Annotated in this window: 13 protein-coding genes; 3 read left to right on the forward strand and 10 right to left on the reverse strand. The window is 65.5% G+C overall.

Annotated features, from left to right (window positions below; genetic code table 11):
* Together QZY06_RS14545 and typA are read right to left on the reverse strand one after the other, a co-directional pair.
* On the reverse strand, positions 1-547 hold a 547-nt coding region (locus QZY06_RS14545; RefSeq protein ID WP_295685792.1), incomplete at its 3' end, for an SRPBCC family protein.
* A 214-nt stretch (positions 548-761) separates the two neighbouring features.
* Positions 762-2609, reverse strand: a complete 1848-nt coding sequence (gene typA, locus QZY06_RS14550; RefSeq protein WP_295685794.1) for a translational GTPase TypA — start codon at positions 2607-2609, stop codon at positions 762-764.
* A gap of 239 nt (positions 2610-2848) precedes the next feature.
* On the opposite strand from typA, the gene QZY06_RS14555 reads away from it, so the two are divergent.
* Complete coding sequence (locus QZY06_RS14555; protein WP_295685796.1) at positions 2849-3586, forward strand: DUF4197 domain-containing protein; 738 nt, start codon at positions 2849-2851, stop codon at positions 3584-3586.
* Positions 3587-3668: 82 nt separating this feature from the next.
* On the opposite strand, the gene QZY06_RS14560 is transcribed toward QZY06_RS14555, so the two are convergent.
* The 8 genes from QZY06_RS14560 to QZY06_RS14595 all read right to left on the reverse strand — a co-directional run bounded on the left by QZY06_RS14560 (position 3669) and on the right by QZY06_RS14595 (position 12210).
* The gene (locus tag QZY06_RS14560) at positions 3669-4691 is read right to left on the reverse strand and encodes a hypothetical protein (RefSeq protein WP_295685798.1); all 1023 of its coding nucleotides are present in this window, start codon (positions 4689-4691) and stop codon (positions 3669-3671) included.
* Positions 4688-5731 carry an SUMF1/EgtB/PvdO family nonheme iron enzyme gene (locus tag QZY06_RS14565; RefSeq protein ID WP_295685800.1) on the reverse strand — a complete coding sequence of 348 codons (1044 nt, stop codon included), beginning with the start codon at positions 5729-5731 and terminating at the stop codon, positions 4688-4690. The genes QZY06_RS14560 and QZY06_RS14565 overlap by 4 nt, the downstream gene beginning before the upstream one ends.
* Positions 5728-6378 (reverse strand): TonB C-terminal domain-containing protein, encoded by a 651-nt coding sequence (locus QZY06_RS14570; RefSeq protein WP_295685802.1) that lies wholly within the window; start codon positions 6376-6378, stop codon positions 5728-5730. Before QZY06_RS14570 ends, QZY06_RS14565 begins: the two co-directional genes overlap by 4 nt.
* Before the next feature lie 4 nt (positions 6379-6382).
* Positions 6383-6940, reverse strand: coding sequence for a hypothetical protein (locus QZY06_RS14575; RefSeq protein ID WP_295685804.1), 558 nt, complete (start codon positions 6938-6940; stop codon positions 6383-6385).
* A gap of 66 nt (positions 6941-7006) precedes the next feature.
* Complete coding sequence (locus QZY06_RS14580; protein ID WP_295685805.1) at positions 7007-8896, reverse strand: ATP-binding cassette domain-containing protein; 1890 nt, start codon at positions 8894-8896, stop codon at positions 7007-7009.
* Between the two features lie 67 nt (positions 8897-8963).
* On the reverse strand, positions 8964-10289 hold the full coding sequence (gene rsmB / locus QZY06_RS14585; protein ID WP_295685807.1) for a 16S rRNA (cytosine(967)-C(5))-methyltransferase RsmB: 1326 nt from the start codon (positions 10287-10289) through the stop codon (positions 8964-8966).
* Positions 10286-11224 carry a methionyl-tRNA formyltransferase gene (gene fmt, locus QZY06_RS14590; RefSeq protein WP_295685808.1) on the reverse strand — a complete coding sequence of 313 codons (939 nt, stop codon included), beginning with the start codon at positions 11222-11224 and terminating at the stop codon, positions 10286-10288. The genes rsmB and fmt overlap by 4 nt, the downstream gene beginning before the upstream one ends.
* Positions 11221-12210, reverse strand: a complete 990-nt coding sequence (locus tag QZY06_RS14595; protein WP_295685809.1) for a hypothetical protein — start codon at positions 12208-12210, stop codon at positions 11221-11223. Before QZY06_RS14595 ends, fmt begins: the two co-directional genes overlap by 4 nt.
* A 147-nt stretch (positions 12211-12357) precedes the next feature.
* Between QZY06_RS14595 and QZY06_RS14600 the strand changes: the two genes are divergently transcribed.
* Both QZY06_RS14600 and QZY06_RS14605 read left to right on the forward strand, forming a co-directional pair.
* Positions 12358-13059: a pirin family protein gene (locus QZY06_RS14600; protein WP_295685810.1), complete on the forward strand. Its 702-nt coding sequence runs from the start codon at positions 12358-12360 to the stop codon at positions 13057-13059.
* A gap of 240 nt (positions 13060-13299) precedes the next feature.
* Positions 13300-14521: RimK family protein (locus tag QZY06_RS14605; RefSeq protein ID WP_295685811.1), on the forward strand; the 1222-nt coding region annotated here is incomplete at its 3' end.

Genomic DNA, 14521 nt, shown 5'->3' on the forward strand with positions numbered 1-14521 from the left:
CGGCGGAAGCTTTCTTGCCGCCTTCCAGCGACTTCTTCAGCTCGGCCAGCGTGGTTTCGTAGAGCTTGGTGACGGCGGCCTGGGAAGCGTCATCGTTCAGCTCCGGCGGCGGATCGTTGTTCGGATAGCCGCGGTAGAAGCCGGCTTTCCATTCGACGGTGCTCTTGGTGGCATCGCCAGTGACAGTGATCGTCGACGCATAGTTGTTGACCGGTAGCACCTTGGGATCGACCTTGGTGATCTTGTAGCTCAGCGACTTGCCTTCGGCGTTGTACTTGACCAGCTCTTCCTCGATGGTCGGGCTGCCTTCGGCTTTCAGGGTCACGGTGCGGGTGGCGCCGACTTCGTTGCCGCCCTTGGCGTCGGTCTTGGCGACCGCCGGAATCCACGAGGCATCGTCGAACTTCGACAGACGAGCCCAGACCTTGTCGACGGGCGCGGCAATCTCGACCGATTCGACGACCTTCAGCCGTGACGGGCCATGAGCCAGCACTGCGCCGGGCAGCAGCGCGCAGGCAACGAACAGCGGGGTCCAGGCTTTCAGCACGGCAACTCCTCCAAGAGTGGCGAACGGTGATTTCGAGTTCTGTTGATCGGCGTCATCGCGTTCTCGATGAAGCGCCGGCACGCCAGCGTACACCGGGTTCGGACGGCAATCTGCCCGGCAAGTTCCCGTCACGCCACTGGCTTTCTGAAGCCGGAAAGCAGAACGCCGACTTTCGTCGGCGTTCTGTTTGCAAACAGCGTTTTCAGCTAAACGCTCAGGCGACAGCCGACTCGCTGCGGCCGCGCTTGCGCTCGTGTTCCTTGAGGAACTTCTTGCGGATGCGGATCGAGTTCGGCGTCAGTTCGACGAGTTCGTCCTCGTTGATGAACTCCAGTGCCTGTTCCAGCGAATGCTTCACCGGCGGCGTCAGCAGCACGCTTTCATCCGAGCCCGAGGCGCGCATGTTGGTGAGCTTCTTGCCCTTCAGCACGTTGACGACGAGATCGTTGTCACGCGAGTGAATGCCGACGATCTGGCCTTCGTACACGTCGACGGCCGAGTCCACCATCATGCGGCCGCGTTCCTGCAGGTTGAACAGCGCGTACGGCGCGGTCTTGCCCATTTCGTTGGAGATCAGCACGCCGTTGCGACGCTGGCCGATATCGCCGTTGTCCGACTGCGGACCGAAGTGGTCGAAGTTGTGGAACAGCAGGCCGGTGCCCGAGGTCATCGACATGAATTCGGTCTGGAAGCCGATCAGGCCGCGCGACGGAATGGTGTACTCGAGACGAACACGACCCTTGCCGTCCGGAACCATGTTGGTCATCTTGCCGCCACGCTCGGCGAGGCCCTGAATGGCGCCGCCCTGGTTGGCTTCTTCGACGTCGGCGACGAGCGTTTCGTACGGCTCGCAGATCACGCCGTCGATTTCCTTGAGGATGACCTGCGGACGGGCGACGGCGATTTCATAGCCTTCGCGACGCATGGTTTCCAGCAGGATGCCGAGGTGCAGCAGGCCGCGGCCCGAGACCTTGAACTGGTCACCGGCAGAGCCCTGCTCGACGCGCAGCGCGACGTTGGTCTTCAGCTCGCGCTGCAGGCGATCGCCGATCTGGCGCGAGGTGACGAACTTGCCTTCCTTGCCCGCGAACGGCGACTTGTTGACCTCGAACATCATGCTCATGGTCGGTTCGTCGACCAGCAGCGTGGCCATCTGTTCCGGGTGCTTCAGATCGCAGATGGTCTCGGAAATGCCGAGATCGGCGATGCCGGTGATCGCGACGATGTCGCCGGCTTCCGCTTCCGGCACTTCGATCTTGTCGAGGCCCATGAAGCCGAGCACCTGCAGCACCTTGCCGGTGCGCACGCTGCCGTCACGGCCGACGATCGACACCTGCTGGTTCGGCTTGACCTTGCCGCGGGTGATGCGGCCGGTGCCGATGACGCCGACGTACGAGGAGTACGCAAGCGAGGTCACCTGCATCTGGAACGGACCTTCCGAGTTGACCTTCGGCGGCGACACCTGGTCGACGATGGTCTGGAACATCGGGTCCATGTCGCCTTCGCGGATGTCCGGGTTGTCGCCGGCGTAACCGTGCAGGGCCGATGCGTAGACGATCGGGAAGTCGAGCTGCTTGTCGGTAGCGCCGAGGCGGTCGAACAGATCGAAGATCTGGTCGATGACCCAATGGGCGCGGGCACCCGGACGGTCGATCTTGTTGACCACGACGATCGGGTTCAGACCCATGCCGAAGGCTTTCTGGGTCACGAAGCGGGTCTGCGGCATCGGGCCGTCAGCGGCGTCGACCAGCAGGCAGACGCAGTCGACCATCGACAGCACGCGCTCCACTTCGCCGCCGAAGTCGGCATGCCCGGGGGTGTCGACGATGTTGATGCGGTATTCGATGTTGGTGCGCTTGTCGAGCCAGCGGATCGCCGTGTTCTTCGACAGGATGGTGATGCCGCGCTCGCGCTCGAGATCGTTCGAGTCCATGACTCGCTCGCCGAGGTTTTCACGGGCGTCCAAGGTCTGCGACTGGCGCAGCAGCTTGTCGACGAGGGTGGTCTTGCCATGATCGACGTGGGCGATGATGGCGATGTTGCGGAGATTCTCGAGGCTCACAGGCAGGCTTTCCGAATTAACGCCCCCAATTGACTGCTGGGGGCTGTTGCAGCTACTTGCTGCGGCGCAGCAAGAAAAAGATCGCGAATTGTACGCAGGTCGCCGTGAAAGCGCATGCGCCTTCGCGAAAATCGTGCCGGATTGACGGTCGGGCGGTCGCTTTGGCGCCCGCAAAGGCGTTGTCCCGGACGATCGTCTAGGCTCGCGGCGTCCGTTGTTCCCGTGCCCGGAGTCATTTGATGTCCTCGTTATCCACCCGTTCGCTGCTGCTTGCCCTGGCCACCATGCTCGCGACGGCCGCGCCCTCCAGCGCCGGGCCGTTCGGCGATTTCGCGCAGAAGGCCTATGACGCCACCCGCCGCGCCAATGCCGGCGTCAGCGACGGCGACATCGGCGCGGCATTGAAAGAAGCGCTCGCCCAGGGCGCGAACAACGCGATCACCCAACTCGGCCGCAGCGATGGCTTCTGGCAGGACACGCGCTTCCGCATTCCGCTGCCGAAAGCGCTGACCAAGGCCGATCCGCTGCTGCGCAGCTTCGGCGCCGGCCCGCGGCTGGACGAGCTGCATCTGTCGATGAACCGCGCGGCGGAAGCTGCGGTGCCGGTCGCCGCCGACGTGTTTTCGGGTGCCATCCGGCAGCTGAGCCTGAAGGACGTGCGGGCGATTCTCGACGGCCCGCCGGACGCGGCAACGAGCTTCTTCCGTCAGGCGACCAGCACCAGCCTGCAGGCGAAGTTCCGGCCGATCGTCGCCGGCATCACTGCCAAGGCCGGCCTTGCCCAGCAGTACAAGGCGGTGCTGGCCAGTGCCGGTCCTCTGGCGACCACGCTGGGCGCGCCGGATCTCGATACCTGGGTGACCGATCGCGCCCTGAACAGCCTGTTCCTGAGAGTGGCCGACGAGGAAAAGGCGATCCGCGAAAACCCGGCGGCGCGCAGCACGGAACTGCTGAAGAAAGTGTTTGCCAAGAGTTGAGCTCGGCCGTTTGCGCAGGTAGGTCGGGCCTCGCCCGACGCTTCTCGCTTCAGCACCGTCGCCCGAGGGGCGACCTACAACGCTAGGGTTTTGCGGGAACGGCCTTGCCGGCAGGCGGCTTGAAGCTCCAGCGGAACGAGATATCGAGCTTGCCGGTGAAGGTGCCTTGCACGCTGTTGTCGCCATCCAGCGCGGCGGTCAGCGGCAGCGTCACCTTTTCTTCGCCGCTTTCCTTGGTCTGGCGCATCTTGGCGCTGGTCCAGTTCAGCGCTTCGAACGGCGGCGGCAGGCCGATCTTTTCATCGACGGTGTCGGTCGAGGTGTTGATCGTTCGCTTGCTGATCCCGGGCGGCGCCGGAATGAACAGGTTCTCGACGAAGATGGTGCCGGTATTGACGTCGACGGTGGCCACATACTTCTCGCACAGCGTTTTCTGATCGTCCTCGTTGCCAGGAGAATCCGCGGTACGGATCAGCTTGAACGGCAGCGGCTTCTCCTTGTTCTTGTCGTAGGCACGGGTGCCGTTGATCTCCAGTGCGTACTGGATGCTGAGCTTCACCGGGCAGCCGGCATAACCGAAGAAGTACAGGAAACGCGCTTCCGGGCCGCTGCCGGGAGAGTTCAGAAAGGCTTCCAGATCTTCGCGACTGTTGTCCTGCATGGCGTTGATCGCAGCGATCTGTTCGGCCGCCTGCTGGTTGCACTCCAGATTGTCCCGGCAGTGATTGCCCTTCTGGCGGTAGCGCTCGAAGATCGTGTTGGCATCGTCCGGCGTGGTCGGCAGCTTGCCGCCGTTGCTGGCGCGCAGGCGCTCCAAGCCCTGGCGCGCGTAGTACATCGGCTTGATTTCCATCCGCGCCGCGTTGTCGGTATCGAGCAGGTTGTCGCTGTACAGAAAACCGTTCGAGCGCAGCCGGGTACTGACCGTGTAGGTCTGCTTGGTCGTGGCTTCAGTGGCCTGCACGCCGCTTTTCCAGCTCTGCGTGCCGTTGAGTACCAGCTGGAACTCGAACGGCCGCTCCAGCTGCAGCGGCCCTGGTGGCGAGGCCGACAGCGCCAGCGGCGCCAGCAGCAGCACAAGGGCGAGACGGCAGCTGGCGTTCATGGTGTCTGCGCGGGCGCTTGGACCGCGGCTGGCGCTGGCACCGCGGCCGGCGGTGGCGCAGCAACGCTCAGCGCCACCCGGAAACCGAGCCCGCTGCTGTGATTACCGGCGGGATCGGCATCGCGGCTCGACAGGCGCAGCGCCGAAGCGCCATTGCCCCAGCCGCCGCCGCGATTGACCCGCTTCTTGCAGTTCGCGCTTTCGCCGCCATCCAGCCAGGCGCGGCCATCGGTCGGCGCGCCGGTGTAGTCCGGATGCCAGCAATCCTCGACCCATTCCCAGACATTGCCGATCATGTCGTGCACGCCCCAGCGGTTGGCCGGAAAGCTGCCGACCGGTGCTGTCTCGGGGAAGCCGTCATCGCAGGGGAGCGACCAGGTCAGCTCGGGATGCCGCGCGCCGGCCGAAAGATCGAGGGCGTTGGCGTGCATGCAGGTCACTGCTTCCATCTGCGACAGCGCCCAGGTGTAGTGCGCCTCGCTGCCGGCTCGCGCCGCGTACTCCCATTCGGCCTCGGTGGGCAGGCGATACGGACGGCCGCTGCGCTGCGCCAGCCAGGCGACATAGGCCTTGGCCTGGTGCCAGGTGATGCTGTTCACCGGATGACGGGCGCCGGCCTCGGGGGCTTCCGGTGGCGTCATCGGCGCCGTGCAGCCGCCGGCGGCGACGCAGGCCTGCCACTCGCCGCGCGTCACTTCATAGCGGCCGATCGCGAACGGTTTGATGGTGACCTCGTGCGCCGGATGCTCGAAGTTCTGGCCGTTGCCGACGTTGTCGCCCATCCGGTAGGTGCCGCCGCGGAACGACACCATGTCCGGGCTGTCCGGGCAGTGGCGGAAGTAGCCGATGCGGCCGTCTGCCGATCGGCTGCGCGTGGTCGTGCAGGACGGATCAAGGGAAACGGCGGCCGGCGTGTCGCTGGCTGGCGCCGCAGCAGCGGTCGCTTTCGGCTTCGCGACAGCCAGTGCCGACAACGGAGCGGACAAAGAACCGGCCAGCAGCAGGGCGCAGGCAGCGGCGGACAGCGGATGGCGAATCACGGCGAGAACTCGACCTCGATCGAACCGGCCGCTGTCTTGGCTGCAAGCAGCGGCAGCGGCTGGGATTTGTAGATGGCCCGGCGAACGGAGTCGTCGAGTTCGTAGTTGCCGCAGCTCTGCAGGAAGGTCACTTCGGAGATGCGGCCGCCCACCGTGTAATCGATCCTGATCCGGCACAGGAAGTTCCGCGGCGCCCGCGCCGGTTCCAGCCAGTTGTCGTGGAAGCGGCCGACCATCGACTCTTCCGGCGTTTCTTCCGGCACCACGGGCGGCGCCTTGGTCGGCGTCTGCGTCGAGGCGCCGGCCGGCTTGGCCGGCGATGGCTGCGGCTTCGGGATCGGCTTGGGTACCGGGACCGGCGTCGGAGTCGGTTCCGGCTTCGGGATTTCCTTCGGCGGTGGGATCGGCGTGGGTGGTGGCGGCTTCACCACTGGCGGCGCGGGTGGTGCCGGCGGCGCCAGGGTGATCTGGATCGCCTTCGGCAGATTGGTGGCCGGCGAGCCGCGCTGGGTCGAGCGCAGGGTGGTGATCGCCAGCAGCACCAGCAGTGCGTGCAGCAGCAGCGATACCGCCGTTGCCCAGCGGCGCGGTTGCGTCTCGACGAGGCGCAACACGCTCAGGCGGTTCGGTGCCTCGTCAAGAGCCACGGAATCAGGGCTTGAAAGTGAACGCGAGACCGCCCAGCACAATCGCACCTTCGCCGACATCGGCACCAGAGGTGTCGACGTTGATCTCGGCACCGAGGCTCAGGGCCGCCGTCAGGCCGTAATGGCCGTCGCCGAAGGTCCAGCCGTAGCCGGCGCGGGCGGTGGGCTGGAACACGGTGATGTCGCTGGAGCCGCGGACGCCGGGATCGCGGTAGTCGATGTTGAGAAAGAACAGCTCGGCGCGGCCACCGAGAAACCAGCCGTTCTGGCGCGGTTCGAAGTATTTGTCGACGGTGCCGCCAATGCCGAAGCCGCCGCCTTTCTCGTTGTCGAACTTGCCGTTGTTGCCGCGATCGACAAAGTTCCAGGCGCCGTGCAGCGCGCCATACCAGTTGTCACCGAAGGACTTGCCGAGAGCGCCGCTGACGATCGCGCCGGAGGGATAGCCGCGCACTTCGCCCGAAGGCTGGAATTGATCGGCGTGCGCCGGCAGGCACGGCAACGCCGCAAGCACCGCGACAGCGGCGGCGATGCGGGAAACCGGGGCGAAGCATGCAGTCATCGATAGCCTCGAAAGTCAGATATCTGAGAACGCCGAGAGCCTACAACAGATGCCCGCCGGACTCCGTCAGCCGCGCAGCGCTTCCAGCTGCTCCCAGCGCGCATAGGCCTTGACCAGATCCTGGTCGATGATCGCTAGCCGTGCCTGGGTCGCCAGCGCCTGTTCGCGCTGGGTCTGGAAGAACTTCGGATCGCTGAGCTTCAGACCCAGTTCACGCTGTTCGGTTTCCAGTTTTTCGATCTGCTTCGGCAGATTCTCCAGCTCGCGCTTCTCCTTCGAGTTCAGCGCCGGCGTGGCAGCGGCCGCAACCGGCTTCGGCGCTTCCACCTTCACGGCCTCGACCTTCTTCGGCTCCGCGCGCACCGCGGTGAACGACACGTCCTTGCGCTGGCGCAGCCAGTCTTCATAGCCGCCCACGTATTCGCCGATCCGGCCGCCGCCTTCGTAGACGAACGTGCGGGTGACGACGTTGTTCAGGAAGGCGCGGTCATGGCTGACCATCAGCACGGTGCCCTGATAGTCGATCAGCAGTTCTTCGAGCAGATCGAGCGTTTCAACGTCGAGATCGTTGGTCGGTTCATCGAGCACCAGCAGGTTCGACGGTTCGGCGAACAGCCGCGCCAGCAGCAGACGCGCACGCTCACCGCCGCTGAGTGCTTTCACCGGCGAACGCGCGCGATCCGGCGTGAACAGGAACTGCTGCAGGTAGCTCATGACATGCAGCTGCTTGCCGTCGATGGTGACGAAATCCTTGCCGCCGCCGATGTTCTCGAACACCGGCTTGGAGTCATCAAGCTGCGCGCGCAGCTGGTCGAAATAGGCCACTTCGAGCTTGGAGCCGTTGCGTACCGTGCCGCTGTCCGGTTCCAGCTTGGCCAGCAGCAGGTTCAGCAGGGTGGTCTTGCCGGCGCCGTTCGGGCCGATGATGCCGATCTTGTCGCCCCGGATGATCGTCGTCGAAAAGTTCTTGACGATGATCCTGTCGCCGCGCGAAAAACTGATGCCCTTCGCCTCGGCCACCAGCTTGCCGGACTTCTCTGCTTCCTGAAGCACCAGCTTGGCTTCGCCGGACAGCTCGCGCCGTGCGGCGTATTCGTTGCGCAGTTTCTTCAGGCGTTCGACGCGGCCCTGGTCGCGCACGCGCCGGGCCTTGATGCCCTTGCGGATCCACACCTCTTCCTGGGCCAGACGCTTGTCGAACAGCGCGTTGCTCTGTTCCTCGATACGCAGTGATTCTTCCTTGCGCACCAGATATTCGTCATAGGTGCCGGGCCAGCTGCGCAGGATGCCGCGATCCAGCTCGATGATCCGTGTCGCCAGCCGGCGCAGGAAGGCGCGGTCATGGGTGATGAACAGCAGGGTGCCCGGCCAGCTGGCGAGGAATTCTTCCAGCCAGGTGATCGAATCGATGTCGAGATGGTTGGTCGGTTCATCGAGCAGCAGGATGTCCGGCTCGGCAACCAGCGCGCGAGCCAGCAGCGCGCGGCGCTTCAATCCGCCCGACAGGTCCGAGAACTCGGTATCCGGCGGCAGTTGCAGGCGCTCGCACATCGCCTGCACCTTGCTGTCGATGGTCCAGCCATCGAGCGCTTCGAGCGCGGTCTGCACCTTGCCGAGCTTGTCCATGTTCTCCGGCTCATGGATCAGCAGGTGGTGGTATTGCGCCACCAGCCGGCCCGCCTTGCCGAGACCATCGGCAACCACTTCGAACACCGAGCCTTCGATCCCGGCCGGCACGTCCTGCGGCAGCTCGGTGATGCGCAGGCCCTGCGAACGCACCAGCTCGCCGGAATCGATCGCGACTTCACCCGTCAGCACCTTCATCAGGGTCGACTTGCCGGTGCCGTTGCGGCCGACCAGACACAGCCGCTCACCCGGCTCCAAGGTGAAATTGACCTGGTCGAGCAACACGGTGTTGCCCAGATTCAGGTTCACATTCTTGAAGCTGATCAACATGGAAGCACGGCTCGAAACGGGGATAGGGCCGCGATTGTACGGGCACTGGGCGTTTCGACTGTGTAGCTCAGGGCACCTTGATCAGGCGCAGGTAGTAGAAGCCGTCGAAATCGCCGCCCGGTTCGATGCGTCGGCCGAGCCCGCAATCCTCGCCCCACATCGCGTACGGCGAAGGTTCGATGACCTGCTCGACCGCTTCGCTCTGCTCGGCCATGAACGCGCGGGCCACGTCCTCGCCTTCGGCTTTCAGGATCGAACAGGTCGCGTAGACCAGCACGCCCTGCGGCTTCAGCAGCGGCCACAGCGCTTTCAGCAGCCGCAGCTGCTGAGCCGCCATCGCCGGGATGTCGCTCTCGCGGCGCAGCCATTTGATGTCCGGATGACGGCGGATCACGCCGGTGCCGGAGCAGGGCGCGTCGATCAGGATCCGGTCGAACTTCTTGCCCTTCCACCAGCTCGCGGTGTCACCGGCATCGGCGTGGACCAGCATCGCGTCATGGCCAAGCCGGCCGAGCGTGTCGCGGATGCGGCCGAGGCGGGCCGCCTCCGATTCCACCGCTATTACGTCGAGACCTTCGGCTCTTTCGATGAGGTGCGCGGTCTTGCCGCCGGGCGCGGCGCAGGCATCGAGCACCCGCATGCCGGGTTCAGCGCCTAGCAGCTCGGCCGCCAGTTGCGCGCTCAAATCCTGCACCGAAACGCGGCCTTCGGCGAAGCCGGGAATCCGCTCCACCTGCACCGCCTCCTTGAGGATCACGGCATCCGGCGCAGTGCGCGGCACGCTGTAGCCGATGCCAGCAGCATCGAGTTCGGCAACGAAGGTATCGCGATCAATGCGGCGGCGATTGACCCGCAAAGTCATCGGCGCCTGGGTGTTGCCGGCGGCCAGCACGCTGCGCCAGCTCGCCGGCCAGTCGCGCTTGATCTGCCGCACCAGCCATTCGGGACAGGACTGGCGAATCTCCGCGTCCGGCGGCATCCGCGCCTCGATCTCATTCGCCTCGCGCTGATAGCGGCGCAGCAGCGCATTGGTCAGACCCTTCGCCCAGGGCTTGCCGAGCAATTCGGCGGCCGCCACGGTTTCTCCGACCGCGGCATGCGGCGGCACTCGCATCGAACGCAGCTGATAAACGCCGCAGGCCAGCAGGGCCGCAACCAGCGACTCGTTGCGCAAAGGCTTTTCAAGCAGTTGATTAACGCGCCAATCCAGCGCGCTCCACTCGCGGACCACGCCATAGGCAATCGCTTTCAGCAGCGACAGGTCCGCGACTGACAGCGCCGGGCTGACTGCGGCGATAGCGTCATCGAGATTGCGGCCCCCGAGGACAGCGGCCACCGCTTTCGCAGCCGCTGCGCGGACGTTGGTGAGCGGCGCTGGCTTAGGGGCGCTCACGAGAAGCGCTGTCCGGCCAGCTTCCAGTCGCGACAGACGAGGCTGGCCGGCAGCGCCTTGCCGCCGGGCTTCTGCAGCTCGGTGATCACCAGCACGCCATCGACTGTCGCGAGGTGCAGGCCGTGGCTGTCGACTTCGAGCACGGTGCCGGGTTCGACGGCGGCGGATGAAACCGCCAGCGCGCGGGCGTTCCAGAAGCGGATGCGCTCGGCGGTCCCCGTCGAACCGAGCTCGCACCAGGCGACCGGCGCCGGGTTGAACGCGCGTATGCGGCGGGCGATGACTTCTGCAGGCTGGGTCCAGTCGATGCGGGCTTCTTCCTTGCTGAGTTTTTTTGCGTAGGTGATGCCTTCGGCGGGCTGCGCCAAAGCGGGGAGATTGCCGGCTTCGATGCGGGCCAGGGCGTCGACGATCAGCCGGCCGCCGATCGCGCTTAAGCGATCATGCAGGCTGGCGGCGGTGGTCGTTGCATCGATGGCGATCTTTTCGATCAGCAGCATCGGCCCGGTATCGAGGCCGGCTTCCATCTGCATGATGGTGACACCGGTTTCGGCATCGCCGGCTTCGACGGCGCGGGCGATCGGCGCCGCACCGCGCCAGCGTGGCAACAGGCTGGCGTGGATGTTCAGGCAGCCGTGTTTGGGGATGTCGAGCGCGGCCTGCGGCAGGATCAGGCCATAGGCGACGACGACCATGATCTCGGGTTCGAGCGCCGCGAGCACGGCGCGGGCATCGGGATCGAGCTTGAGGAACTTGTGCACCGGCAAACCAAGCGCCATCGCACGCGCCGCGACTGGCGATGCCGTGAGTTTCTGTCCACGGCCGGCGGGGCGATCCGGCTGGGTCAGCACGGCGAGGATGTCGTGGCCGGCGGCGTGCAGCGCATCGAGTGCCGGCACTGCGAACTCCGGCGTGCCGGCGAAGATCAGCCTCATGGCGCCGCCTTGGCGCGCAGCGGCTCGTACAGCGCTTCCACTTCCACGCGGAGATCGGCGCGGCTGATGTCGGCCAGCACGGTCAGACGCGGGCAGTCGATCGGGAACAGACGAGAGGCCAAAGCTTCGACTTCGGCCAGATCGTCGCGATGGCGCACATAGATCTTCAGCGCCGCTGGTACCAGCCGCTGGCCACCGAGGCTTTCGGCGCGGGCGACCAGCGCATCGAGATTGAGCACCAGCTCGCGCAGCTGGGCGCCAGTGTTTTCCGGATGGCAGCTGGCGTGGCCGACGACGGCGGCCGTGCCGGACACGAACAACTGGCCCCAGGGCATCAGCATCGCCCGCGAAAAACTGGGTGACACCGGGCCATAGGCGCGGGGATATTCGAAGGCCGGCACCTGACGCGGATTCTCGATGCGGACGCCTTCGACCTTGGCCGCCAGCAGGAACACGATCAGCTCCTGCGGCCGTGCCTGGATGCCGACCGCCGTCGCCGCCGGTAGCGGTTGTCCCGGCGCCAGCGCTTTCGCGCGGCCGACGCAGAAGCGGCGATAGCGCTCGTCATCGCGGCCGCCATCGTCCGGGGTTTCGTTGATCGCGCCCAGGTAATGCCAGACCTTGACCAGATGTGGATAGCCGCTGTCGGCGGTCAGCTCGGCGATCTGCCGGTACACGGCTTCGGCGGCTGCTTCAATGCCGCCGTGTTCCGCTTCGTCGAGCGTCCAGGTCGCCGCCAGCAACTGGCCGTCCTCGGTGATCTGCGCGCCGTAGGCGACACGGCGAGTGACCGGACCCGTGACCTGCCAGAGCTCCTGGCAGATGCCGCCTTCGTGGATCGGTAGCGGCAGACGCAGGGCCGCCACATCGGCGGGACCATGGCCGATCGCGAACGCGGCGAGCAGGGGCTCGTCCTGCATCGTGGCCCGGGCGGCGTAGCGGATGCGGAAGGGATGGCCGGCCGCGCGCTGGGGATCGGTGAACAAGGCAAAAGGAGGGAGGCGAATGACGCGTTAGTTTACGGCTTCGGCAGTGCCCGGCCCCAGCGAGATGCCTGGCGGGACATTGACCGCCTGCGGCGCGGCTCTATAGTCGCCAGCAGATAAACGCATTCCACAGGATGAGGAGCCTCGATGATCACTCTCCGCCCGGCCGATACCCGCGGCCACGCCGAACATGGCTGGCTCGACAGCTACCACACGTTTTCCTTCGGCAGCTGGCATGACGCGCACTACATGGGCATCGGCGCGCTGCGAGTGATCAATGATGACCGCGTCGTCGGCGGCGCCGGCTTCCCGCCGCATTCGCACAGCGACATGGAGATCATCACCTACGTGCTCGAAGGCGGCCTGCGCCACAAGGATTCCACCGGCGGCAGCACGGTGCTGAAGCCGGGCGAGATGCAGGTGATGACTGCCGGTCGCGGCATCGCGCACAGCGAGATGAACGCCAGCGGCACCGAACCCGCGCATTTCCTGCAGATCTGGGTGGTGCCGGACAGCCGCGGGGCAACCCCGGGCTATCAACAGAAGGCGCTCGATATCGATGCGCTGCGCCGCGGCTTTGCACTGGTCGCCGCACCGGAAGCCGAACAGGCGCCGTTCCGCTTGCTGCAGGACGCCCGCCTGTCGATCGCCTGGCCGGTGGCCGGGCAGCGCATCGAGACGGCCTTGCCGGCGGGTCGTCAGCACTATCTGCACGTGGCGCGTGGTTCGGTTCAGCTCGGCGAGCACAGCCTGGTTTCCGGGGATGCGGCCCTGATCCGTGATGACGCATCGCTTTCACTGACTGCGAGCGCCGATTCGGAGCTGTTGCTGTTCGATCTGGCGGCCTGATCCTCGGGCTGCTGGCTCAGCCTTAAAAGCGTTCGGAGCACCTTCCAGGCACCCCGATCGCGGCCAGTACCGGCCGTGAATTCGGGGTAAACAGCGCGTGCTAGGATTTCGCGCACTTGCAGCCCCCATCCCGTCCTACGAGTCTTCCGCAGGCATGCCAGAAACGCGCTCCGAAGCAGCCGGCGACTCCGCTGCAGAGACTATCGAAGACCCTCCGCAAGCCGCGATGACGGGGCAGCCATGAGTGGCCTGGTGGTGGTGGACCAGCTTTCCGACTGGCCGGTGGAGATTCCCGGCGTCGAAGTGGTCACCGCCTGGAAATATCTGACCCACGACGAATTCACCCGGATTCGCGGCGCCCGCGTCTACAACCTGTGCCGTACTTTCAGCTACCAGACCACCGGCTATTACGTGTCGCTGCTGGCCGGCGCCCGCGGTCATCGCATCCTGCCGGACATCACCACGGTGCAGGATCTGAAGCTCGCCGAAAGTCCGAGCGTGCTGAACGACGAGATCGAGGAGCTGATGCAGAAGAGCCTGGCGCGGCTCGGCTCCAACGAATACCTGCTCAACGTCTACTTCGGGGACAGCCCCTACATCCGCCACCAGAAGCTGGCACGGGCGCTGTTCAACCTGTTCCCGGCGCCGCTGCTGCAGGCCAAGTTCGTCTGGCGCGGCGATGAATGGCGGGTCGACACCCTGGGCCCAATCGCGCTTGGCGAAGTGCCGGCCAGCCATCGCGAGTTCCTGTACCAGACCGCGCGCGACTACTTCACGCGTCGCCGTTCGCCGCGCCGCAAGCGCGACTCGACGCGCTACGACCTGGCCATCCTGGTCAACGAGGACGAGAAAGAACCGCCGTCGAACGCGAAAGCGCTGCGGGCTTTCGAGAAGGCCGCCGAAGACCTCGGCTTCTCGGTCGATTTCCTCGACAAGGGCGACTACGGCCACGTTGCCGAGTACGACGCGCTGTTCATCCGCGAAACCACCGCAGTCAACCACCACACCTACCGCTTCAGCCGCCGGGCGGCGCGCGAAGGTCTGGTGGTGGTCGATGCGCCGGAATCGATCCTGCGCGCCGCCAACAAGGTGTTCCTCGCCCAGCTGATGGAACGCCATCGCATTCCGCAGCCGAAGACCCTGCTGCTGCATCGCGCCAACCTCGATGAAGTGGTTCGCGAGCTGGGCTTTCCGATGGTGCTGAAGCAGCCGGATTCGCAGTTCTCGAAAGGCGTGATCAAGGTCGACAACGCCGCCGCGTTCAAGCGCGAGACGCGCGATTTCCTAGAACGCTCGGACCTGATCGTCGCCCAGGCTTTCGAGCCCACCGAATACGACTGGCGAGTCGGCGTGCTCGATGGCCAGCCGCTGTACGCCTGCCGCTACTTCATGGCCAAGGAGCACTGGCAGGTGGTCAAGCGCGACGCCAAGGGCGCCAAGCACGAAGGCGATCACGAGACGC

Source organism: uncultured Nevskia sp. (assembly GCF_903885465.1).
Taxonomy (GTDB): Bacteria; Pseudomonadota; Gammaproteobacteria; order Nevskiales; family Nevskiaceae; genus Nevskia.

Coding starts and splice junctions, on each gene's coding strand:
- QZY06_RS14575 (WP_295685804.1), bottom strand. CDS start 6,940: ATGACTGCATGCTTCGCCCCGGTTTCCCGCATCGCCGCCGCTGTCGCG.
- QZY06_RS14555 (WP_295685796.1), top strand. CDS start 2,849: ATGTCCTCGTTATCCACCCGTTCGCTGCTGCTTGCCCTGGCCACCATG.
- QZY06_RS14600 (WP_295685810.1), top strand. CDS start 12,358: ATGATCACTCTCCGCCCGGCCGATACCCGCGGCCACGCCGAACATGGC.
- QZY06_RS14560 (WP_295685798.1), bottom strand. CDS start 4,691: ATGAACGCCAGCTGCCGTCTCGCCCTTGTGCTGCTGCTGGCGCCGCTG.
- QZY06_RS14580 (WP_295685805.1), bottom strand. CDS start 8,896: ATGTTGATCAGCTTCAAGAATGTGAACCTGAATCTGGGCAACACCGTG.
- fmt (WP_295685808.1), bottom strand. CDS start 11,224: ATGAGGCTGATCTTCGCCGGCACGCCGGAGTTCGCAGTGCCGGCACTC.